19 protein-coding genes are annotated in these 21,522 nt (G+C 65.8%); 7 read left to right on the forward strand and 12 right to left on the reverse strand.

Annotated features, from left to right (window positions below; all coding sequences use genetic code 11):
* The first annotated feature begins 3 nt into the window (after positions 1 to 3).
* The 7 genes from truB (at position 4) to FGS76_RS00745 (ending at position 7,327) form a co-directional block, all read left to right on the forward strand.
* Positions 4 to 921: a tRNA pseudouridine(55) synthase TruB gene (gene truB / locus FGS76_RS00715; protein WP_138770710.1), complete on the forward strand. Its 918-nt coding sequence runs from the start codon at positions 4 to 6 to the stop codon at positions 919 to 921.
* Positions 922 to 983: 62 nt separating this feature from the next.
* Positions 984 to 1,253: a 30S ribosomal protein S15 gene (gene rpsO / locus FGS76_RS00720; protein WP_138770711.1), complete on the forward strand. Its 270-nt coding sequence runs from the start codon at positions 984 to 986 to the stop codon at positions 1,251 to 1,253.
* Positions 1,254 to 1,463: 210 nt separating this feature from the next.
* Complete coding sequence (pnp, locus tag FGS76_RS00725) at positions 1,464 to 3,557, forward strand: polyribonucleotide nucleotidyltransferase (protein WP_138770712.1); 2,094 nt, start codon at positions 1,464 to 1,466, stop codon at positions 3,555 to 3,557.
* Between the two features lie 89 nt (positions 3,558 to 3,646).
* Positions 3,647 to 4,192 carry a hypothetical protein gene (locus FGS76_RS00730; protein ID WP_138770713.1) on the forward strand — a complete coding sequence of 182 codons (546 nt, stop codon included), beginning with the start codon at positions 3,647 to 3,649 and terminating at the stop codon, positions 4,190 to 4,192.
* A gap of 142 nt (positions 4,193 to 4,334) precedes the next feature.
* Positions 4,335 to 4,784, forward strand: coding sequence for a MarR family winged helix-turn-helix transcriptional regulator (locus FGS76_RS00735; protein ID WP_138770714.1), 450 nt, complete (start codon positions 4,335 to 4,337; stop codon positions 4,782 to 4,784).
* Between the two features lie 4 nt (positions 4,785 to 4,788).
* On the forward strand, positions 4,789 to 5,841 hold the full coding sequence (locus tag FGS76_RS00740; protein ID WP_240692333.1) for an HlyD family secretion protein: 1,053 nt from the start codon (positions 4,789 to 4,791) through the stop codon (positions 5,839 to 5,841).
* Positions 5,828 to 7,327 carry a DHA2 family efflux MFS transporter permease subunit gene (locus FGS76_RS00745; RefSeq protein ID WP_138770715.1) on the forward strand — a complete coding sequence of 500 codons (1,500 nt, stop codon included), beginning with the start codon at positions 5,828 to 5,830 and terminating at the stop codon, positions 7,325 to 7,327. The genes FGS76_RS00740 and FGS76_RS00745 overlap by 14 nt, the downstream gene beginning before the upstream one ends.
* Before the next feature lie 577 nt (positions 7,328 to 7,904).
* Here FGS76_RS00745 and acs read toward each other — a convergent pair.
* The 12 genes from acs to dksA form a co-directional block, all read right to left on the reverse strand.
* Positions 7,905 to 9,851: an acetate--CoA ligase gene (gene acs, locus FGS76_RS00750; protein WP_138770716.1), complete on the reverse strand. Its 1,947-nt coding sequence runs from the start codon at positions 9,849 to 9,851 to the stop codon at positions 7,905 to 7,907.
* Between the two features lie 363 nt (positions 9,852 to 10,214).
* Positions 10,215 to 10,595, reverse strand: coding sequence for an aspartate 1-decarboxylase (gene panD / locus FGS76_RS00755; protein ID WP_138770717.1), 381 nt, complete (start codon positions 10,593 to 10,595; stop codon positions 10,215 to 10,217).
* A gap of 153 nt (positions 10,596 to 10,748) precedes the next feature.
* The gene (gene panC / locus FGS76_RS00760) at positions 10,749 to 11,603 is read right to left on the reverse strand and encodes a pantoate--beta-alanine ligase (RefSeq protein ID WP_138770718.1); all 855 of its coding nucleotides are present in this window, start codon (positions 11,601 to 11,603) and stop codon (positions 10,749 to 10,751) included.
* Positions 11,604 to 11,605: 2 nt separating this feature from the next.
* Positions 11,606 to 12,394, reverse strand: a complete 789-nt coding sequence (gene panB, locus FGS76_RS00765; protein ID WP_138770719.1) for a 3-methyl-2-oxobutanoate hydroxymethyltransferase — start codon at positions 12,392 to 12,394, stop codon at positions 11,606 to 11,608.
* Positions 12,395 to 12,433: 39 nt separating this feature from the next.
* The gene (locus FGS76_RS00770) at positions 12,434 to 13,111 is read right to left on the reverse strand and encodes a deoxynucleoside kinase (protein ID WP_377899103.1); all 678 of its coding nucleotides are present in this window, start codon (positions 13,109 to 13,111) and stop codon (positions 12,434 to 12,436) included.
* Entirely contained in the window at positions 13,101 to 13,601 is a 501-nt protein-coding gene (gene folK, locus FGS76_RS00775; protein ID WP_240692334.1) for a 2-amino-4-hydroxy-6-hydroxymethyldihydropteridine diphosphokinase, read from the reverse strand. The genes FGS76_RS00770 and folK overlap by 11 nt, the downstream gene beginning before the upstream one ends.
* Positions 13,602 to 13,605: 4 nt before the next feature.
* Positions 13,606 to 14,937 carry a polynucleotide adenylyltransferase PcnB gene (pcnB, locus tag FGS76_RS00780; RefSeq protein WP_338081319.1) on the reverse strand — a complete coding sequence of 444 codons (1,332 nt, stop codon included), beginning with the start codon at positions 14,935 to 14,937 and terminating at the stop codon, positions 13,606 to 13,608.
* A 775-nt stretch (positions 14,938 to 15,712) separates the two neighbouring features.
* Positions 15,713 to 17,041, reverse strand: coding sequence for a sigma-54-dependent transcriptional regulator (locus FGS76_RS00785; protein ID WP_138770723.1), 1,329 nt, complete (start codon positions 17,039 to 17,041; stop codon positions 15,713 to 15,715).
* Between the two features lie 18 nt (positions 17,042 to 17,059).
* The gene (locus tag FGS76_RS00790) at positions 17,060 to 19,999 is read right to left on the reverse strand and encodes a sensor histidine kinase (RefSeq protein ID WP_138770724.1); all 2,940 of its coding nucleotides are present in this window, start codon (positions 19,997 to 19,999) and stop codon (positions 17,060 to 17,062) included.
* The gene (locus FGS76_RS19380) at positions 19,989 to 20,165 is read right to left on the reverse strand and encodes a hypothetical protein (protein WP_170214368.1); all 177 of its coding nucleotides are present in this window, start codon (positions 20,163 to 20,165) and stop codon (positions 19,989 to 19,991) included. Before FGS76_RS19380 ends, FGS76_RS00790 begins: the two co-directional genes overlap by 11 nt.
* A 24-nt stretch (positions 20,166 to 20,189) precedes the next feature.
* A complete protein-coding gene (gene gluQRS, locus FGS76_RS00795; protein WP_138770725.1) occupies positions 20,190 to 21,086 on the reverse strand; it encodes a tRNA glutamyl-Q(34) synthetase GluQRS in 897 nt (298 codons plus the stop codon).
* A complete protein-coding gene (gene dksA, locus FGS76_RS00800) occupies positions 21,083 to 21,478 on the reverse strand; it encodes an RNA polymerase-binding protein DksA (RefSeq protein WP_138770752.1) in 396 nt (131 codons plus the stop codon). The genes gluQRS and dksA overlap by 4 nt, the downstream gene beginning before the upstream one ends.
* Positions 21,479 to 21,522 lie beyond the last annotated feature (44 nt).

The raw sequence follows: 21,522 nt of genomic DNA on the forward strand, positions 1-21,522 counted from the left end.
ACAGTGGGAAAACGGCGCCGTGGAGGTCGTAATCTCAATGGCATTCTGTTGCTCGACAAGAGCCAGGGCGTAACCAGCAACGGTGCCCTGCAGATGGCCAAGAAAATGTTCGCCGCCGCCAAGGCCGGCCATACCGGCAGCCTTGATCCGCTGGCCACCGGCATGCTGCCGATCTGTTTTGGCGAGGCGACCAAGTTCAGCCAGTTTCTGCTGGATGCGGACAAGCGCTACCAGGTTACCGCCCAACTGGGGGTGACCACCGAGACCGGCGACGCCGATGGCGAGGTGCGTGACACCCGCCCGGTGGACGTCAGCGAGGCGCGGGCACTGGAAGCCCTGGACCGGTTCCTGGGCCACATCGAACAGGTGCCCAGCATGTACTCGGCGATCAAGCACAACGGCACGCCGCTCTACAAGCTGGCCCGGGAAGGCATCACCGTGGAGCGCAAGCCACGGGCGGTGACCATCCACGAAATCCTCGGCGCCCGTCTGCTGGACGGCGACCGGCTGGAGTTCGAAGTGGCCTGCTCCAAGGGCACCTACGTGCGCTCCCTGGTGGAGGACGTGGGTGAGGTGCTGGGCTGCGGCGCCCACGTGATCGGCCTGCGGCGGCTTTCCGCCGGGCCCTATCCGGCGGAGCGCATGATGACCCTGGAGCAGCTGGGGAATATCAAGGCGGAGGGCGGCTTCGAGGCGCTCGATGAATACCTCTTGCCTTTATCCACCAGCGTGGCAGACTGGCCGCGCGTCGCCCTGGGCGACAATGCGGCCTATTACCTGCGCCAGGGGCAGCCGGTAATGGCCGGTGACCGGCCGCTGGACGGCTGGGTCAGTATTTATGAAGCTTCCACCGACACCTTCATGGGGGTTGGTGAAGTGCTGGAGGACGGGCGCATCGCGCCGCGTCGTCTGGTTTCCTGAGGACGGCGGCTGTAAATATGCACGGCCGGTCGTGACATCCATTGCATATTGGAGCAATAAAGATGGCTTTGAGCACTGAACAGAAAGCACAGATCCTGAAGGATTTCGGCGTTAAGGAAGGCGACACCGGGTCCCCGGAAGTACAGGTTGCCCTGCTGACCGAGAACATCAACCAGCTGCAGGGTCACTTCAAGGATCACAGCAAGGATCACCATAGCCGCCGCGGCCTGATCCGCATGGTTAACCAGCGCCGCAAGCTGCTGGACTACCTGGCCGGCAAGAACCGCGACCGCTATCTGAAGCTGATCGAACGTCTGGGTCTGCGCCGCTAAGCGAGCCCCCCGACCGCGATACGATGGAAGCTCGGCCCCGGCGCCGGGCTTCTGTTGTTTTGGGCCACCGGAATTTGCCCGCTCCAGGCGTGATGCGGGTCGTGCGGACCGGCCCTAAAAGGCTTCGGTGCCAGCCGGTGCCGGGTTATCATGCCCCGGCAGAAAGGATAGAGACGCAGAGCAAGCGACGAACGAGAGAAGAGACGCGATATGTTCAATACAGTACGCAAGGAAATTCAATACGGCGACCACACCGTGGTGCTGGAGACGGGCCGCATTGCCCGCCAGGCCACCGCCGCCGTGATGGTGACCATCGGTAACACCCAGGTGCTGGTGACCGTGGTTGGCAAGAAAGAAGCGGACCCCGGCAAACCGTTTTTCCCCCTGACCGTGAACTACCAGGAAAAAACCTACTCCACCGGCCGTATCCCGGGTGGCTTCCTCAAGCGTGAGGGCCGGCCCAGCGAGAAGGAAACCCTGACCTGCCGCCTGATCGACCGGCCCATCCGTCCGCTGTTCCCCAACGGCTTCATGAACGAAGTGCAGGTGGTGGCCACGGTGATGTCCTCGGACAAGAACCAGGACCCGGATATCGCCGCCATGATCGGCACCTCCGCCGCCCTGGCGATCTCCGGCATCCCCTTCAGCGGCCCCATCGGCGCCGCCCGGGTGGGCTTCAAGGACGGCTTCTACCTGCTCAACCCGAGCTACACCGAACTGGAATCCTCCAACCTGAACCTGGTAGTGGCCGGCACCGACGCCGCCGTGCTGATGGTGGAATCCGAAGCCGAGGAACTCAGCGAAGACCAGATGCTGGGCGCGGTGCTGTTCGGTCACCAGGAAATGCAGGCGGTGATCAGCGGCATCAAGGAATTCGCCGCCGAAGCCGGCAAGCCGGCCTGGGACTGGCAGGCTCCCCAGGACAACGATGCCCTGAAGAGCGCCATCAAGGCCAAATACGAAGGCTCCCTGGCGGAGGCTTACACCATCACCGAGAAGATGGCCCGCTACCAGAAGGTCGGCGAGCTGCGTGACGCCTGCGTGGCCGAGTTCGCCACCGGCGAGGAAGGCGCGCCGGAAGCCGGTGAGGTGAAGGACCTGTTCGGCAAGATCGAGAAGAGCGTGGTGCGCGAAGCCGTGGTTTCCGGCAAGCCGCGTATCGACGGCCGTGCCCTGAACGCGGTGCGCGCCATCGACTGCCAGGTGGGCGTGCTCAAGAAAACCCACGGTTCCGCCCTGTTCACCCGTGGCGAAACCCAGGCCATCGTCACCGCCACCCTGGGCGGTATGCGCGACGCGCAGCTGATCGATGCCCTGGAAGGTTCCCGCCAGGACCACTTCATGCTGCAGTACAACTTCCCCCCGTACTGCGTGGGCGAAACCGGCATGATCGGCTCTCCCAAGCGGCGTGAGATCGGCCACGGCCGTCTGGCCCGCCGCGGCGTGGAAGCGGTGGTGCCCAACGAGAAGGACTTCCCCTACACCATCCGCGTGGTGTCCGAGATCACCGAGTCCAACGGTTCCTCCTCCATGGCGTCCGTGTGCGGCACCTCCATGGCGCTGATGGACGCTGGTGTGCCGCTGAGCGCGCCGGTGGCCGGTATCGCCATGGGCCTGGTCAAGGAAGAAGACGGCCGCTACGCGGTGCTGTCCGACATCCTCGGTGACGAAGACCACCTGGGCGACATGGACTTCAAGGTGGCCGGCACCGAGCGCGGCGTCACCGCCCTGCAGATGGACATCAAGATCGAGGGCATCACCGAGGAAATCATGGAGAAGGCCCTGGGCCAGGCCCGCGAAGGCCGCCTCCACATCCTCGGCGAAATGAGCAAGGCGATCAGCGAATCGCGCAGCCAGGTGTCCGAGAACGCGCCCACCCTGATCACCCTGAAGATCAACCCGGAGAAAATCCGCGACGTGATCGGCAAGGGCGGCGCCACCATCCGTGCGCTCACCGAAGAAACCAAGTGCACCATCGACATCGAAGACGATGGCAGCGTCAAGATCTACGGTGAAACCCGTGAAGCCGCTGGCGAAGCTCAGCGCCGGGTGGAGGAGATCACCGCCGAGGCCGAGATCGACAAGATCTACGAAGGCAAGGTCATGCGCGTGGTGGACTTCGGTGCTTTCGTGCAGATCATGCCGGGCACCGAAGGCCTGCTGCACATCTCCCAGATCGCCGAGGAGCGGGTGGAGAAGGTCACCGACTACGTCAACGAGGGCGACATCATCAAGGTGAAAGTCCTGGACGTGGATCAACGCGGCCGCATCAAGCTGTCCATGAAGGAAGCCAAGGAAGTTTAAGGGGTATTACATTCCTTTTACATTTGGCTAAAATAAAAAGCCCGCCCGTATCGGCGGGCTTTTTTTTGCCTAATGGAAGGGAATATAAAATGAAAGTAATAACCAGCGCGGTCGCCCTGGCCGTCGCCATTCAAATATCGGGTTGCGCGTCCATCGTTTCTGATTCCTCCTACGCCGTGAGCCTGCAGAGTTCGCCGGAGCGGGCCGAGTACGTGGTAACCAATCAGCGTTCCGGCAAGCGCATCGCCGCCGGCGTCACGCCCTCCATGGTCAGCCTGCCGGCCAAAAACGGGTTTTTCTCCGCGGCGAAATATCAGGTCACCTTTGAACATAATGGGTATAACAGCACCACGGTGCCGCTTAATGCCTCCATGGACGGTTGGTACTGGGGCAATCTGATTTTCGGTGGTCTTCTGGGGGTACTGATTGTGGACCCGGCCACCGGCGCCATGTGGAAACTGGACGACCAGCTGCTGGTCGGGCTGGAGGAAGCGCCGGTTGTCGAGCCGCCGCTGGCTCCGGCGGCGCCGGAGCCGGCCGTGGAAGCGCCGGCCGAGGAAGGGGAGCAGGCCGCCACCCCGGCGGCTGACCAGGTTTCCGTGAACACCGTGACGGCGCCCGCCGCCACCCGCTGATCCTTGCCTGCCCCGGCTTCCACCTTGGGGTGGAAGCCATTGCCCTTGAGATCCTCTCCGCCATAAACATAAGGCAACTTGCCTTACTCTTTATCTCATTATAAGCTTCCTTACCATAAGTTGGCTTACGAATGAGGCCGTGATGAACAAGGACACCACAGTGGGGCTGGGGCTGCATGACGTGGCGCGCATGCTGCGCCGCGACTTCGACCGCCGGGCCCGCGAGCAGGGGCTTACCCGGGCCCGCTGGCAGGTGCTGTGGAACCTGACCCGGCGGGAGGGCATTCACCAGGCCGCCCTGGCCGAAATCCTGGACGTGGCCCCCATTTCCCTGAGCCGCCAGCTGGAAAGGCTGGAAGAGGAAGGGCTGGTGGAGCGGCGGGCCGACCCCACCGACCGGCGCCGCCGCCGGGTCTACCTCACCGACCGGGCCGCTCCGGCCCTGGCCGGTTTGCGCGAGCTGGCCATGGCCACCCGGCGTCAGGCGCTGGCCGGCATCGGCGCCGACGACATCGAAACCTTCACCCGGGTGCTGGAGCGCATGCGCGCCAATCTGTGCCAGCGCGCCGACCACACCGAGCAGGGGGAATAACCACGTGACCACCACGCAACGCAATCGTCGCCTCGCCATGGGCCTGGGGCTGATCATCGCCCTGGCGGTGGGGCTCTGGCTGGCCCTGGGCGGCGGCCGCTATATCAGCACCGAAAACGCCTATGTGAAGGTGGATATGATTTCGCTCACCGCCGACGTGAGCGGGCCGCTGACGCGGGTGGAGGTGGAGCGCAACCAGGCGGTCAAACAGGGGCAGGTGCTCGCCGAAGTGGACCCGGAGCCGTATCGCATGGCGCTGCAGGAGGCCCGCGCCGACCAGCAAGCGGTGCGCAACCGCATTCTTTCCGAGCGCGCCGACTACGCCCGGCTGCAGGCCCAGCTGGACCAGTCGGAGCGCGATCTGGCCTACCACCAGCGTGAGCTGCAACGCTTCCAGGGTCTGGACCGGGTGGCGGTGTCCCGGTCGCAACTGGACGGCGTGCGCCAGAAGCGTGATCAGGCGCGCTCCGGCAAGGCGGTGATCGAGCAGGAACTGGCCAGCCTCAAGGCGAAGCTGGCCGGTGGCCCCGACGTGGCGGTGGAGGAGCATCCGGACTACCAGGCGGCCACCGCCAAGCTGGACCGGGCCCGCTATGACCTGGCCCACACCCGCATCGTGGCGCCGGCGGACGGCGTTATCGGTGGCGCCACGCCGATGGTCGGCGAGCGGGTCAACGCCGGCGTGCCGGTGTTCACCCTGGCGCGCAGCCATTCCGCCTGGGTGGAAGCCAACCTCAAGGAGACCCAGCTGACCGACGTCCGCGAAGGCCAGAGCGTGGAGGTGGAAGTGGACAGCTATCCGGGGGTGGTGTGGAAGGCCCGGGTGCAGAGCCTGAGCCCGGCCACCGGCTCTGAATACGCCCTGATCCCGCCGCAGAACGCCAGCGGTAACTGGGTCAAGGTGGTGCAGCGGGTACCGGTGAAACTGAGCCTGGAAGACCCGGACGGCAAGCCGCCCCTGCGCGCCGGGATGAGCGCGGAAATCACCATCGACACCGGCGCCTCCCTGTTCGACCGCGCCGGCCAGCCGGACCGCACCGTCGATGCCGCGCATTAACGACCAGCGCCTGGTCACCGCCAGCATCATGCTGGCCACGGTGATGCAGGTGCTCGACACCACCATCGCCAATGTGGCGTTGCCGCATATGCAGGGCAGCCTGTCGGCGAGCACCGACCAGATCACCTGGGTGCTCACGTCCTATATCGTTTCGGCGGCGATCATGACCCCGGCGGTGGGCTTTTTCGCCGGGCGCCTGGGCCGGCGCCGCCTGTTTCTGTGGTCGGTGGCCGGGTTCACGGTGGCCTCCGGGCTGTGCGGGCTGTCCGCCAACCTGGATCAGATGGTGATGTTCCGCATTCTGCAGGGCATCTTCGGCGCCGCCCTGGTGCCGCTGTCCCAGTCGGTCCTGTTGGACACCTACCCGGTGGAGAAACACGGCCAGGCCATGGCGATCTGGGGCATGGGCGTGATGGTGGGGCCGATTCTCGGGCCCACCCTGGGGGGCTGGCTCACCGAGTGGTACAGCTGGCGCTGGGTGTTCTATATCAATCTGCCGTTCGGCCTGCTGGCCTTCGCCGGCATCTGGATCAGCGTGGCGGAAAGCGAAACCCGCAAGGTACGCTTCGACACCCTGGGCTTCGCCTTTCTCGGCCTGGCCATCGGCGCGTTCCAGCTGATGCTGGACCGGGGCGAGCAGGAGAAGTGGTTCGAGAGCTTCGAAATCCAGATCGAGGCGCTGCTGGCGGTGCTCGGCTTCTACCTGTTCGTGGTGCACTCGCTGACCCGGAAAGATCCGTTTATCAATCTGAGCCTGTTCAAGGACCGCAACTTCGTCACCGGCGTGGTGTTTATCTTCGTGGTCGGCATCATTCTGCTCGCCACCATGGCCCTGCTGCCGCCGTTCCTGCAGCAATGGAAGGACTACCCGGCGGTGACCACCGGCCTGGTGCTGGCGCCAAGGGGGCTGGGCTCCATGTTCTCGATGATGCTGGTGGGCCGGCTGATGCGCACCCGGCTGGACCCGCGGGTGCTGGTGGTCACCGGCCTGGTGCTGATCTCCGTGTCGCTGCACCAGATGGCCGGCTTCACCCTGGAAGTCAGCCGTCAGACCCTGGTGTGGACCGGGGTGCTGCAGGGGCTGGGGCTGGGCCTGGTGTTCGTGCCCGCCAGCACGCTTACCTACGCCACCCTGAAACCGGCGCTGCGCACCGAAGGCGCCTCCCTGTTTTCGCTGTCGCGCAACCTGGGCTCCAGCGTGGGCATCTCGATCATGACCGCCATGCTGTCGCGCAATATGTGGATCAACCAGCAGCAGCTCGGTGAGCATATGCACCTGCGGGCCTGGATCGCCCAGGGGCTGCCGATGAAGGATATGGTGGGCGGGGTGCCGGCGGCGGTCTACCAGACATTGATGGCGCAGGCGGCGGAGATCAGTTACATGAACGATTTCCGGCTGCTTATGTGGATCAATATGGCGGCCATCCCGTTGGTGCTGCTGTTGCGTCACCAACAACGCCGTCCCGCGTCGGAGGCGGGCGCGTAGGAGCGGCTTCAGCCGCGATCAACCGGCGGTGCCATCAGCATCGCGACTGAAGTCGCTCCTACACCCGATCCGAATCCCGGTGGCCAGGGACGTATGTAGGAGCGGCTTCAGCCGCGATCAAACGGCGGTGCCATCGGCATCGCGACTGAAGTCGCTCCTACACTCCGATCCGAATCCCGGTGCCCGGGGGCGTATGTAGGAGCGGCTTCAGCCGCGATCAAACGGCGGTGCCACTGGCATCGCGACTGAAGTCGCTCCTACATCCGATCCGGGGCCCGGTGGCCGGGGACGTGTGTAGGAGCGGCTTCAGCCGCGATCAACGGCGGTGCCATCGGCATCGCGACTGAAGTCGCTCCTACACTCCGATCCGGGGCCCGGTGGCCGGGGGGGTATGTAGGAGCGGCTTTAGCCGCGATCAACGGCGGTGCCATCGGCATCGCGACTGAAGCCGCTCCTACACTCCGATCCGGGGCCCGGTGGCTGGGGGCGTGTGTAGGAGCGGCTTCAGCCGCGATCAGCGGCGGTGCCATCGGCATCGCGACTGAAGTCGCTCCTACATTTCCGATCCCGGTTCGGGTCAGTCGTTGCCGTTCTTGCGGGTTTTGATCAGCTCATCCACCACCGCCGGGTCGGCCAGGGTGGAGGTGTCGCCCAGGGAGTCCAGTTCATCGGCGGCGATCTTGCGCAGGATACGGCGCATGATCTTGCCGGAGCGGGTCTTGGGCAGGCCCGGGGCGAAGTGGATCAGGTCGGGCTTGGCGATGGGGCCGATTTCCTGGGTGACCAGTTCGCGCAGCTCGGTGATCAGTTCGTCGCTGCCCTCGGAGCCGCTCATCAGCGACACATAGGCATAGATCCCCTGACCCTTGACCTCGTGCTGGTAGCCCACCACGGCGGCCTCGGAGATGCTCTTGTGCAGCACCAGCGCGGACTCGATCTCGGCGGTGCCCAGCCGGTGGCCGGACACATTGAGCACGTCGTCCACCCGGCCGGTGATCCAGTAGTAGCCGTCCTCGTCCCGGCGGGCGCCGTCGCCGGTGAAGTAGTAGCCCGGGTAGGCGCTGAAGTAGGTGTCGATCATGCGCTGGTGGTCGCCGTAGACGGTGCGGATCTGGCTTGGCCAGCTGGCCTTGATCACCAGGTTACCGGAGGTAGCGCCCTCCAGTTCCTTGCCGTCCGGGTCCATCAGCCCCGGCTGCACGCCGAACATGGGCAGGGTGGCGGAGCCGGGCTTGAGGTCCACGGCGCCGGGCAGCGGGGCGATCATGATGGCGCCGGTTTCGGTCTGCCACCAGGTGTCCACGATCGGGCAGCGCTCCTCGCCCACCACCCGGTAATACCACTCCCAGGCCTCCGGATTGATCGGTTCCCCCACCGTGCCCAGCAGCCGCAGGCTCTTGCGTGAGGTTTGTTTGACCGGGCCGTCGCCCTGGCCCATCAGGGCGCGGATGGCGGTGGGGGCGGTGTAGTAGATGTTCACCTTGTGCTTGTCCACCACCTGCCAGTGGCGGGAGGCGTCCGGGTAGGTGGGCACGCCCTCGAACATCAGGGTGGTGGCGCCGTTGGCCAGGGGGCCGTAGACGATGTAGCTGTGGCCGGTGATCCAGCCCACGTCGGCGGTACACCAGTAGATGTCACCGTCGTGATAGTCGAACACGTATTTGTGGGTCAGCGCCGCCTGCAGCATGTAGCCGGCGGTGCTGTGCAGCACGCCCTTGGGCTTGCCGGTGGAGCCGGAGGTGTAGAGGGTGAACAGCGGGTCCTCGGCCTCCATCCATTCCGGTTCGCACTGGTCGGAGACCTGCTCCATGGCTTCGTGGTACCAGACATCGCGGCCGTCATCCCAGTCCACCTTGTTGCCGGTGCGGCGCACCACCACGCAGGTATGCACGTCATGGCCGCCGTCGTTCATGGCCTTGTCGGTGTTGGCCTTGAGAGGAATCAGTTTGCCGCCGCGCACGCCCTCATCGGCGGTGATCACCGCGCTGGCGCCGGCGTCCTGGATACGGTCCTTGAGCGCTTCCGGCGAGAAGCCGCCGAACACCACCGAGTGGATGGCGCCGATGCGCGCGCAGGCGAGCATGGCATAGGCCGCTTCCGGGATCATCGGCATGTAGATCACCACCCGGTCGCCCTTTTTCACGCCCCGGTCCTTGAGCACGTTGCCCAGCCGGGAGACCTGCTCGAACAGTTCCTGATAGCTGATGCGCTTGTCCTGGCCCGGGTCGTCGCCTTCCCAGATGATGGCGGTCTGGTTGGCGCGCGCCGGCAGGTGCCGGTCCACGCAGTTGTAGCAGGCGTTGAGGGTGGCGCCCTGGAACCAGGCGGCGCGGCCCTCCTTGAAATCCCAGTCGCTGACCGTGTCCCAGCGGGTTTTCCAATCAAGCAGCTCATCGGCGCGGTCGGCCCAGAAGGTGTCCGGGTCACTGACCGATTGCTGATACCAGCGATCGTAGGTTTCCCGATCCATCAGAGTCTGGCGTTTGAACGCCTCCGGTACCGGGTGAATCTTTTGTTCTGACATGGCTGTCTCCTTGATACTGCCCGCTGGTCTGTTGTTATTCCCGTGCGAGACGGGAGCCCGTGGCGCCACGGCAGGGCCGGGCCTTACCGGAAGGCGCATGGCCACGCATTATCCCGCCGTGGCCGCGTCGGCTGAATTCCACCATGGTCTATGACCGTGATGCTTTCCGGCCGGCGCGCGGGCTGATGAAACCTTATTGTCCGGTCCTACTGTAGAGCGGAACAGGGGGCGGTGCACCCTTAAGACCAAAGGCGAATGGCGGGGCGGCGGAGCCGCTGTCAGGCTGGAGCACGGTATAGGGCGAGGCATAAAAAACGCCGGCGCGGGGCCGGCGTTTCATGAGGGCGAAAACGGGGTGGCGGGTCAGGCCACCTGGACCGGAATGGCGTTGCTGGTGCCTTTCACGGCGTTGCCTTCGCCCATGTAAATCAGACGCGGCTTGTAATTGATCAGCTCGGAGCTGGAGTAGTTGGCGTAGGCGCAAATGATCACCCGGTGGCCGGGCTGCGCTTTGTGCGCGGCGGCGCCATTGACGGAGATAATCTTGGAACCCTCTTCGCCACGAATGGCGTAGGTTTCAAAGCGCTCGCCGTTGTCCAGGTTGTAAATCTGGATTTGCTCGTACTCAAGAATGCCGGCCATGTCCATCAACTCGCCGTCGATGGCGCAGGAGCCTTCATACTCGAGTTCCGCGTGGGTCACGCGGGCCTGGTGCAACTTGGCTTTCAGCATGGTGCACTGCATGTCGGGTACCTCTCTGAACAACCCCTGGAACGGCCCCTGGGGCCGGCCTCTGCGAGGGGCCGGCAGTATGCATGAACCCCCGGTCACATACAAGAAAGGGGATACAGCCTGTATGGGGGCCTTTTTGGTAAGCCTTTTCGGTAAAACAGCCTATCAGGACGCCGGCAGCGTCAGCGCCAGATTGTCGATCAATCTGGGCTTGCCAAGCCGGGCGGCGGCGGCGATCACCAGGTCCCGGTCGCCGGCGTCGGCCGGGGCCAGGGTGCGAGCGTTGGCCACGGTCACGTAATCCACCTCGAAGCCCTCCGCGGAGAGGGCGGCGGCGGTGCGCGCCTCCAGCTCCCGGAAGTCCCGTTCACCGGTTTCCAGGGCCCGGCGGGCCTGGTCCAGGTGATGCTGGAGGCGGGGCGCGCGGGCGCGCTCCTGGTCGCTCAGGTAGCCGTTGCGGGAGCTCATCGCCAGGCCGTCCGCGTCACGGGCGATGGGGGCGCCGACGATGCGGATCGGAAACAGCAATTCCTCGGTCATGCGGCGCAGAATCGCCAACTGCTGGAAATCCTTCTCGCCAAACACCGCCACGTCCGGCTGGACGATATGGAACAGCTTGCTCACCACCGTGGCCACGCCTCGGAAATGGCCGGGCCGGTCGGCGCCGCACAGGTAGTCGCCCAGGCCGTCCACGTCCACCCAGGTGTGGTTGGCGCCGAGCGGGTACATCTCGTCCACCGACGGCGCGAACAGCACCTCCACCCCGGCGTCCCGCAGCCGGTCGGCGTCCGCGTCCAGGGTGCGCGGGTAGGCGTCAAAATCCTCGCCGGGGCCGAATTGGGTGGGGTTGACGAACACCGACACCACCACCGCGTCGCAGTGGTCCCGGGCGGTGTGCACCAGGCTCAGGTGGCCGTCGTGGAGATTGCCCATGGTGGGCACCAGGCCGACGCTGAGGCCGTCGCGGCGCCATTGCGCCACCCGCGCCCGCACGTCGGCGACGCTATGCAGGATGTCCATGGTCAGAAACAGTGTTCGTCGGTGGGGAAGCGGCCGCTTTTGACCGCTTCATGGTAGGCGCGGAAGGCACCCGCCACGCCGCCGTCGGATTCCGCCATGAAATCCTTCACGAAGCGCGCCGGGCGCGGGTTCAGGCCCAGCATGTCGTGCAGCACCAGCACCTGGCCGTCGCATTCCGGGGCGGCGCCGATGCCGATCACCGGGGCCTCCACGGCGGCGGTGATTTCCGCGCTCAGGGTGCGCGGCACGCATTCCAGCACGAACAGGGCGGCGCCGGCCCGGTCCAGGGTAAAGGCGGCGTCCAGCAACTCCCGGGCGCCGGCCTCGTCCTTGCCCTGTACCCGGTAGCCGCCGAAGGCGTTCACCGCCTGCGGGGTCAGCCCCAGGTGCGCGCACACCGGCACGCCGTTGCGCTTGAGCACGGTGACCGCCTCGGCCAGCCAGGCGCCGCCTTCCAGCTTGATCACGTTGGCGCCGGCTTGCATCAGGGCGGTGGCCGCGTCCAGGGTGCTCTCCAGGGTGGCGGCGCCCATGAACGGCACATCGGCGATGATCAGGCTGCCCTGATTGCCGCGCGCCACGCATTCGGTGTGGTAGACCATCTGTTCCAGGGTCACCGGCACGGTGCTTTCCTGGCCCTGGATCACATTGCCGAGGGAATCGCCGATCAGCATGGCGTCCACGCCGGCTTCACTGATCAGGCGTGAGAAAGTGGCGTCGTAGGCGGTCAGGACGGAGAATTTTTCGCCGTCGTCCTTGCGTTTCTTGAGGGTGCGGATGGTAACGGGCATGGGTAGCTCCCTGGGGCCGGTTCACGCCGCTGTCGGGTGTTACACCAGCGGGCGGGGATTAAAATAGTGGCGGCCCGTGCGGATGTCCAGCAACTCGCCCACCAGTTGCTGATAGTCCGCTTCGCCGCTGACCAGATCGATTTCGGCGGCGTTGACGATCAGCAGCGGTGCCGCGTCATAGAAGTGGAAGAAGCGGGTGTAGGCGTCGTTGAGGCGGCCCAGGTAGTCCGGGTCGATGCGCTGCTCGATGTCGTGGCCCCGTTTCTGGACCCGCTGGCGCAGCACCCCGGTGGGGGCCTGCAGATAGATCACCAGGTCCGGCGCCGGGGCGTCCAGCAGCATGTGCCGGAACACATTGTCGTAGAGGGCGAATTCGTCCTCGTCCAGGTTCACTTCGGCGAACAGCCGGTTCTTGTCGACCAGAAAGTCCGCCACCTTGGGGCCGGTGAACAGATCCTGCTGCTGCAACTGGCGCAGCTGGTCGGCACGCTGGAACAGGAAGAACAGTTCGGTCTGCAGGGCATAGCGTGCCGGGTCCTGGTAGAAGCGGCCCAGGAACGGGTTGTCCTCGGCCTGCTCCAGCAGGGTGTCGAAGCCGAAGGTGTCCGCCAGCCGGCGGGTCAGGGTGGTCTTGCCGACACCAATGGGGCCTTCCACGGCGATAAAGCGGGGCAGTTCGCCGGTGGCGCGCAGTTTGTTGATGCGTTCAGTCAGCAAACCGGTCCTCCTCCAGACGGTGCAGGCGATGCAGGGGCTGATCGGCCACCGCCGACCAATGGTCCGCCAGGGCGGTGCCATCCGGCAAGCGGCAATCCGGCAGGCGGTCGAGCAGCGGGCGCAGCACGAAGGCGCGGCGGGTCATTTCCGGGTGCGGGATACGCAGGCGCGGCAGGCGCACGCTGGCCTGATCCCACAGCAGAATATCCAGGTCCAGGGTGCGCTCCCCCCAGTGGCGGCGGCGCTGGCGGCCGGCGGCCTGTTCCAGCCCCTGCAGGGCATCGAGCAGCGCCAGCGGGTCCAGATCGGTGTCCAGCAGCGCCACCGCGTTAACGTAGTCGGGCTGGTCCTGGGGGCCCACCGGGGCGGTGCTGTACAGGTCCGAATGGCCCAGCAGGCGGGTCTCCGGCAGCGTCGCCAGGGCGCCCAGGGCGCGGGTCACCTGTTGCTCCGGGTCGTTCAGGTTGCTGCCCAGGCCGATTACCACCACGGGCTTACCCCTGATTGGAGGAGGAGGAACGTCCGCCGCGGCGCCGCCGGCGACGGCGACCGCCCCCGTTGTTGCCGCCGCCGCCATCACCGCCGGCGCCCTGGTTGGGCCCCAGGGCCTGGGTCATGGCGTAGCGTTCCTGCTCGTCGACCTGCTGATAGCGGGTCCACCAGGCGCCCAGGCCGGCACGGATCTCGCCGGCCTGCTCGCGGAGCAGCAGAAAATCGTAGGCGGCGCGGAAGCGCGGGTGCTGCAGCAGGGTGTCCGCCCGTTTGCCGCCCCGGCGGGGCAGCCGTTGCTGCAGGTCCCACATTTCCCGCATCACCGTGGAGAAGCGGCGCGGCACGGCGGTGTGCTGGATCTGCTGATCCAGCGCCCAGCTGGCGGCCTTGTGCAGGGCCGGCGCCGGCGGCACGCCATCGGCCCGGTACTTGTCCAGGCGCGCGGTCACCACCGGCCACAGCAGCACCGCCAGGATAAAGGCGGGGGTCACCGGCTTGTCTTCCGCCAGGCGCGCGTCGGTATTGTCCATGGCCGCCAGAATCATCGCTTCCCAGGTCTCGCCCTGATCGCCTTGCAGGCAGAGGTCGGTCTCCGGGAACAGGAAGGGAAACAGCCCCAGCTCGCGCAGTTCCTGGTAGGAGGCGCGGGCATGGCCGCTGAGGAACAGCTTGAGGACCTCGTCGAACAGCCGTGCCGGCGGCACCTGCAGCAGCAGCTCGGCGAGGCGCGGGATCGGCTCGGCGGTGGCCCGGTCCGGCTCGAAGCCCAGCTTGGCGGCGAAGCGCGCCGCCCGCAGCATGCGCACCGGATCTTCCCGGTAGCGCTGTTCCGGGTCGCCGATCAACCGCAGCACGCCGCGCTCGATGTCCCGGCGGCTCTGCACGAAGTCGTACAGGGCGAAATCGGCGATGTTGTAGTAGAGCGCATTGACGGTGAAATCCCGGCGCAGCGCGTCTTCCTCGATGCTGCCCCAGGCATTGTCACGCAGTACCAGGCCGGTTTCCTCATGGGCCAGGTGCTGGTCGTCGTTCATGTCGTCGCGCTGGAAGGCGCGGAAGGTGGAGACTTCGATGATCTCGCGGCCGAAGCGCACATGCACGATCTGGAAGCGCCGGCCGATGATGCGGCTGCGCTTGAACAGACGATGCACCTCATCCGGCGTGGCGTCGGTGACCACGTCGAAGTCCTTGGGCTGGCGCCCGCACAGCAGGTCTCGCAGGCAGCCGCCCACCAGATAGGCCTCGAAGCCGCCTTTGTGCAACCCGTACAGTACGTTCAGCGCGGCACGGGAAATGTCCTTGCGCGAGATCGTGTGCTGATCGCGGGGAATCACCCGCGCTTCGGGAAGTCGGGGCGAGTCAAAGGAACCTTTGCGCAGGAGTCGGGTCCAGAGGAATAGGAATGGTCTTGAAATGAGAGTCCAAAGGTGCGGAAAAAATGCCGCTGAACGCTCTACGAATCTGGATGCCATTGAGCAAAAAACGTCCTGACGAGATGAAAGGCGGCATGGTAGCACTTTTTCGCCGCCACCGGTCATCCGATATGGAGAAAGGTCTGGAGAGTGAGTTACACTTCCGCTCTGGTGCGCCGGGGCCGAAAAGTAAAAAGGGACCACAACCTTGGTCGTGGTCCCCTATGCGCTGATTCTGTTGTTGTTATTTTTTATTTTGTTTTCTGCCTTGCGCCGTAATCAATTTTCGCTACGGCATGTTATTTCGGCTCAAGCTTTTTTCTTCTTCTTTTCTTGTTCTTATTCTGAGCCTCGTCGCCGTTGTTGTTTTCCTTATGTGGCGTGGGATTCATAGTGCATGGATGGATTTTTCATTGCAACAGCTTGTTAAATCCTTAAAAAACAATGACTTATGGAAATTTTGAAAAATCAGGGTGTAAAGGTGACCGACACCGGTAACGCACTTGTTACCGTGCTGTGTAGTAAGGTAACACTTCTGAGGGGCGGCACGACGCCCCGCCCCTGACCCGCCAGAAGCAAGCACGGAAACCGGAAAAAAAATCCACATCGATGCGAATCATCCGATGGTCAAGCGGCGGGAGGAATGTAAAACCGGCCGGGTTGAAGCCGGCCGGAGGCGGGTGGTCAGCCGGGCAGGCTAGCGGCGGGAGCCCCGTTTCGGGCGCTGGATGCTGAGGCGCTGGCGGCGCTCCCAGAGGCTCTTGCGGCTGATGCCGAGCTTCTGGGCCAGCTCGGTTTCCGTCATGTTGTCCTGGTTCTCCAGCACGAAACGGGTGAAATAGTCTTCCAGGGACAGGTCCTCGGAGGGGTCCAGGCTGGCGCGGCTCTGCCGCTGCGGGGTGCGGTTCGGGTTGAGGCCCAGCTGGGCCGGGCCGATACCGTCTTCCTCGGAGAGGATCACCGCCCGCTCGATCACGTTTTCCAGCTCCCTGACGTTGCCCGGCCAGGCATAGCGCCGCATGGCGGCGAGCGCCTCCTCGGTGAAGAACAGCTCGCCCCGGCGCATTTTCTCGCGGCTGCGGGCCAGCAGGGCCCGGGCCAGCTCCTCCACATCCTCATCGCGCTCGCGCAACGGCGGCAATTCCAGCTCCATTACATTGAGCCGGTAGTAGAGATCGTCGCGGAAACGGCCGTCGCTGACCCGGGCCGGCAATTCGGTCTGGCTGCTGGCGATCACGCGCACGTCCACCCGCCGCGCCGCCAGCGATTCCTGGCGATGGATCTCGCCCTGCTCCAGCAGCGTGAGCAGCCGGCTTTGCGCCTCCGGGGTCAATTCCCCCACCTCATCCAGAAACAGGGTGCCGCCGTCCGCCTCCTCGATGCGGCCGGCCCGTTCCTCGTCGCCGAACAGTTCCTGCAGTTGCAGTGCCTTGGGCAGGGCGGCGCAGTGCACGGTGACCAGCGGCGCGCCGGCACGCTCACTGTGCTCGTGCAGGGCGCGGGCGGTGAGTTCCTTGCCGGTGCCGGCCTCGCCGAGAATCAGCACCGGGGTATGGGTGGGCCCAACCCGGCTGATACGGTGCTTGAGCTCCCGCATCGCCTCGCATTCGCCGATCATGGCGTGCACCGGGTAGCTGCGCTCCAGGTCCCGGCGCAGCACCCGGTTGCCCCGGTTGATACGGCCTTCCTTGAGCACCCGCTCCACCGCCAGCAGCATTTCATCGTGGTCGAACGGTTTGGGGATGTAGTCCACCGCGCCCTGGCGCATGGCGTCCACCGCCGAGCGCAGGCTGGCATAGCTGGTCATGATCAGTACCGGCACCGAACCGGCCATTTCGATCAGCGCGGTGCCCGGCTCACCGGGCAGGCGCAGGTCGCTGATGATCAGGTCGCACTGGCCGAGGCCCTGTTCGCGGGCCTGTTCCACGGACTCCGCTTCCGTCACTGAATGATCGTGGCGCTCCAGCAGTTTACGCAGCGCGCCCCGGATAACGGGTTCATCCTCGACGATCAGGATATGGCTCATGGTGCCGTTCCTTCTTCTTTATGTCGCTGGCGACCGGTCATCGGCGAACGCCGGCAACTCGATCACGAAGCGGGTACCCCGGCCGTTGTCGATGGGGCTTTCCACCCGCACCGTGCCGCGATGGTCCTCGATAATACTGTAAACCAGCGCCAGACCCAGCCCCGTGCCGCGGCCGGGCGGTTTGCTGGTCACGAAAGGTTCGAACAGGGCATCGCGCAGTTCTTCCGGCACCCCGTGGCCCCGATCTTCCACGGTAATGCGCAGATGCTGGTGCTGGCGCTCGCTGCGCACCACGATGGGCTGATCGTCCGGGCTGGCATCGGCGGCGTTGCCGAGCAGGTTGACGAACACCTGCAGCAAACGTTGCGGATCGCCCACCACTTCCTGATCGCCCGGGCACAGATTATCAAATTGCTGGCGCCGATGGTCCGGGTCCAGCAGCAGCAGGGCGATGGCTTCCGCCACGGTGGCGGCCAGATTGACCGGGCCCTGGATGGTGTCGCGCACGCCGCCGGAATGGCTGAAAGTCACCAGCGACTCGACGATGCGGGTGATGCGCCGGGTCTGCTCCACGATCTGCCGGGCGCTGAGGCGCTGCTCGTCCTCGTCGCAATGGCCGTCCAGATTCTGGGCCAGGCAGGCAATGGCGGTCACCGGGTTGCCGATTTCGTGGGCCACGCCGGCGGCCAGCCGGCCGATGGAGGCGAGCCGTTCGTTGTGGGCCAGGTGCGATTCCATCTGGCGCAGCTCGGTGATGTCTTCCAGCACCAGCACCTGGCCGCCGGCCTGCTCGGTGGCGCCGGGGCTGTGAATCCTTGAGCGGTGCAGGCTCAGCCAGCGTGGCTGGCCGTCCACCTCCAGGTGGCGCTGGGGTTCGTGCTCACTGTCGCCCCGGCTGAATTCGGCCAGCAGCTCGCCCCAGGGGGTGGGCAGGTGGCCGAGCCGGGAGCCGATGGTGTCCTCGGCGTCGATGCCGGTGAGGGTTTCCGCCGCCCGGTTCCAGCCGATGATTTCCCCGTCGCCGCCCAGGGAGATCACGCCCATGGGCAGCTCCAGCAGGGTCTGCCGGTGAAAGCGGCGCAGGCTGTCCAGTTCCGCCGCCAGACCGGACAGCTTGTCGCGGTACTGCTCCAGGCGGGTTTCGATAAAGCGGATGTCCTCGGACTCGCCTTCCTGGGGCTGGTAGGGCAGGTTGTCGTCCATCAGCTGGTGCGACACCGAAGGGCCCAGCAGCCCGGACAGATTGGTCTCCAACTGGTCGCGCAGACGGCGCAGCGCGTAGGGTCGGGTTTCCTCCCGGCCCAGGCGCAGGTCGCGCAGTGCCATGTCCACCTCGCGGCCGGCGGTGACCGGGCCCAGCGGGCCGCTCAGCGCGTGCACGAAGTCGTCCACGTCCTTCGCCCCCAGGTCCCAGCGATAGGGCCGGCGCAGGCTGTCCACCGCGCAGGCCTCGGCGGCGGTGCGTTCGGCCCGGGAAGTGGGGGTGATGATCGAGACGATGGCATAGATCAGCCCGTTCAGGCTGAGCGAGGCCACCGCTACCTGATTCCAGTGGGCCATGCCCTGGCGCGGGTGCAGGCCGATCCACTCCAGCGCGGTGCCGGCCTGCCACTGCGGAAAGGTGATCGGGATCAGCAGCGCCAGCAACCACACCGCGAAACCGGCGACGATGCCGGCGAACAGGCCATTGCGGTTGCCGGACGGCCAGAACAGGGTGCCGATCAGGCCGGGCACGAACTGCAGGGCGGCCACGAACGACAGCACGCCCAGCTCCACCGAACTGTGCCCGGGGCCGGCCAGTCGGTAGAAGCCGTAGGCCAGCGCCAGGATGGCGGCGATCAACACGCGCCGGGTCCACAGCAGGTTGCGGTACAGATCGTGGGCGGAGCTGAGCGGGCTGGCCGGCAGCACCAGATGGTTCAGGCTCATGCCGGAGAGCGCCAGGGTGGCGACGATCAGCATGCCACTGGCGCCGGCCAGACCGGCCAGATAGCCGAGCACCGCGCCACCGCCATTGGCGAGCCCCACGCCCAGGGTGAAATAGTCCGGCGAGGTGGGCGCGTTGCTGGCCAGCGCCGCCCACAGGATCACCGGCACGCACAGGGCCATGATCAGGAACAGCAGCGGCAACCCCCAGCTGGCCGACACCAGGGCGCGGGGATTGAGGTTCTCGGTGAACGCCATATGGAACATGTGCGGCATCACCACCGCGGACACGAAGAACGCCATGATCAGGCTGTGCCAGCTGCCGTTTTGCAGCGGCCCGTAAAGCCGCGACAGCATTTCCGGGTGGGCGTCCAGCCACTGGCCCAGCCCGCCTGGGCCGTCGAACACGCCAAACAGCCCCACCAGTGCCACCGCCACGAACGCCAACAGCTTGATCAGGGACTCCATGGCGATCGCCACCACCAGGCCCTCGTGGCGTTCCCGGGCGGTGGCATGGCGGGCGCCGAACAGAATGGCGAACAGGGTAATCAGCAGGCAGAACCACAACGCCACCCAGGCCGGGTCCGGCTCGCCGGTGAGAATCTGGATCGACTCCGCCACCGCTTTGATCTGCATGGACAGCAGTGGCAGCATGCCGACCACCATCATCAGGGTGGTCAGGGCGCCGGCCAGGCGGCTGCGATAACGGAACGCGAACAGGTCCGCCAGGGAGCTGAGCTGATAGGTGGTGGTGAGCCGCAGGATCGGCGCCAGCAGAATCGGCGCCAGCAGGAACACCCCGGAAATACCCAGGAAATAGGCCAGGAAGTTGTAGCCGTAGTCGTGGGCATAGCCCACCGAGCCGTAGATCGCCCAGGCGCTGGCGTACACCCCCAGGGAAAACACGAACACCGCCGGATGGCGCACCAGCCGGGCGGGGATGTAGCCCTTTTCGGTGATCCAGGCGACCAGGAACAGGAACAGCAGGTAGCCGCCGGCGATCAGGATCAGCTCGCTAACGCTATAGGCCATCGACGTCCCGGCTCCGGGTGATCCAGTAACTGAGCGCGATCAGGCCCAGCCATACCAGATAAGGGCGGTACCAGGCGCGCCCGCCTTCGCTCCACCAGTCGATCAACGCCGGGGAGAGCAGGTAGGTACCCAGAATAAAAATGATCAGCAGGCGGTCGGTGTACATGGCGTCTCCCAGGCGGCCAGCATATCAATCCTGTGCCGTGCGTAAACACGCCGGCGGTGGCTGGCGGCGGCCGCTGGGCAGCAGCGCCGGTTGCCAATGGTGCCGGGCCCAGGCCAGCTGCTCGTCCACCCCGGCGCCGGCCAAGCCCGCCGGCGGCGTCAGCCCGACGCAGCCCAGCGCCGCGAACAGGGCGGCGCCCGGGTGTTGCGCATCCAGCGCCGCGGCGCCGGCGGACTTGCTCATCTTGCCGCCGGCCGGGTCCATGATCACCGGCAGGTGGGCATAGCGCGGCGCCGGCGCTTCCAGGCATTCCAGCACCCGCAGTTGGCGCAGGGTGGAGGCCAGCAGATCGCTGCCACGCACCACATCGGTGATGCCCTGGTCGGCGTCGTCCAGGGCGCAGGCCAGCTGATAGGCGAACAGGCCGTCCCGGCGGCGGATCACGAAGGGCCCGCCCTCCCGGGCCAGATCGGCGCACACCCGCCCCTGCACCCGGTCCTGGAAACAGCGCTCTCCTTCCGCCACTGTCAGACGCACCGCCCGGTCCGGGCCCGGCGGCTGTGCCAGACCCGGGCCCGGGTGAATGTTGTCCAGAGCGCGCAGCTGTTTGCGTGACAGGGTGCAGTGGAAGGCATGGCCGCTGGCCAGCAGGCGCGCCACCGCTTGCGCGTAGGCGTCACCGCGCCGGCTTTGGTAAAGCGGCGCGGCGTCCCAGTGAAGGCCGAAACGGTCGAGCTGATCGAGAATGGCGTCCACGGCGCCGGGCTGCTGCCGTGGCGGGTCCAGGTCGTCCACCCGCACCAGCCAGCGCCCGCCGTGGTGGCGGGCGTCCAGCCAACTGGCCAGGGCGGTTACCAGGGAGCCGAAATGCAGTGGCCCCGACGGCGTGGGCGCGAACCGCCCGACGTAATCGCGGCTCACCCCGCCAGTTGTTTTTCCTTGATTTCCGCCAGCTCCTTGCAGTCGATGCAAAGCTCGGCGGTGGGGCGGGCCTCCAGACGGCGGATACCGATTTCCACGCCACAGGCTTCGCAGAAGCCGTAATCGTCCTTGTCGATCTTATCCAGGGCCTTCTCGATCTTCTTGAGCAGCTTGCGCTCCCGGTCGCGGGTGCGCAGCTCCAGGGCGAATTCCTCTTCCTGGGTGGCCCGGTCGGCGGGGTCGGGCAGGTTGGCCACCTCGTCCTGGAGGTGGTGCATGGTACGGTCGGCTTCCTCCATCAATTCCTGGCGCCAGGCCAGAAGAATCTGACGGAAGTGCGCGCGCTGGGCTTCGTTCATGTACTCCTCGCCGTCCTTGGGAACGTACGGCATAAAACCATGAATGAGCGTTTCCGCCTTGCTGGCGGTGGATGGGG

Source organism: Alloalcanivorax gelatiniphagus (assembly GCF_005938655.1).
Lineage (GTDB): Bacteria > Pseudomonadota > Gammaproteobacteria > Pseudomonadales > Alcanivoracaceae > Alloalcanivorax > Alloalcanivorax gelatiniphagus.

Excerpts from the sequence above, each read along its gene's own strand:
- FGS76_RS00730 (WP_138770713.1), top strand. The coding sequence starts at position 3,647 with ATGAAAGTAATAACCAGCGCGGTCGCCCTGGCCGTCGCCATTCAAATA.
- FGS76_RS00735 (WP_138770714.1), top strand. The coding sequence starts at position 4,335 with ATGAACAAGGACACCACAGTGGGGCTGGGGCTGCATGACGTGGCGCGC.
- FGS76_RS19380 (WP_170214368.1), bottom strand. The coding sequence starts at position 20,165 with ATGTACACCGACCGCCTGCTGATCATTTTTATTCTGGGTACCTACCTG.
- acs (WP_138770716.1), bottom strand. The coding sequence starts at position 9,851 with ATGTCAGAACAAAAGATTCACCCGGTACCGGAGGCGTTCAAACGCCAG.
- dksA (WP_138770752.1), bottom strand. The coding sequence starts at position 21,478 with ATGCCGTACGTTCCCAAGGACGGCGAGGAGTACATGAACGAAGCCCAG.
- pnp (WP_138770712.1), top strand. The coding sequence starts at position 1,464 with ATGTTCAATACAGTACGCAAGGAAATTCAATACGGCGACCACACCGTG.
- FGS76_RS00790 (WP_138770724.1), bottom strand. The coding sequence starts at position 19,999 with ATGGCCTATAGCGTTAGCGAGCTGATCCTGATCGCCGGCGGCTACCTG.
- panB (WP_138770719.1), bottom strand. The coding sequence starts at position 12,394 with ATGCCCGTTACCATCCGCACCCTCAAGAAACGCAAGGACGACGGCGAA.
- FGS76_RS00745 (WP_138770715.1), top strand. The coding sequence starts at position 5,828 with ATGCCGCGCATTAACGACCAGCGCCTGGTCACCGCCAGCATCATGCTG.
- FGS76_RS00785 (WP_138770723.1), bottom strand. The coding sequence starts at position 17,041 with ATGAGCCATATCCTGATCGTCGAGGATGAACCCGTTATCCGGGGCGCG.
- panD (WP_138770717.1), bottom strand. The coding sequence starts at position 10,595 with ATGCAGTGCACCATGCTGAAAGCCAAGTTGCACCAGGCCCGCGTGACC.
- panC (WP_138770718.1), bottom strand. The coding sequence starts at position 11,603 with ATGGACATCCTGCATAGCGTCGCCGACGTGCGGGCGCGGGTGGCGCAA.
- rpsO (WP_138770711.1), top strand. The coding sequence starts at position 984 with ATGGCTTTGAGCACTGAACAGAAAGCACAGATCCTGAAGGATTTCGGC.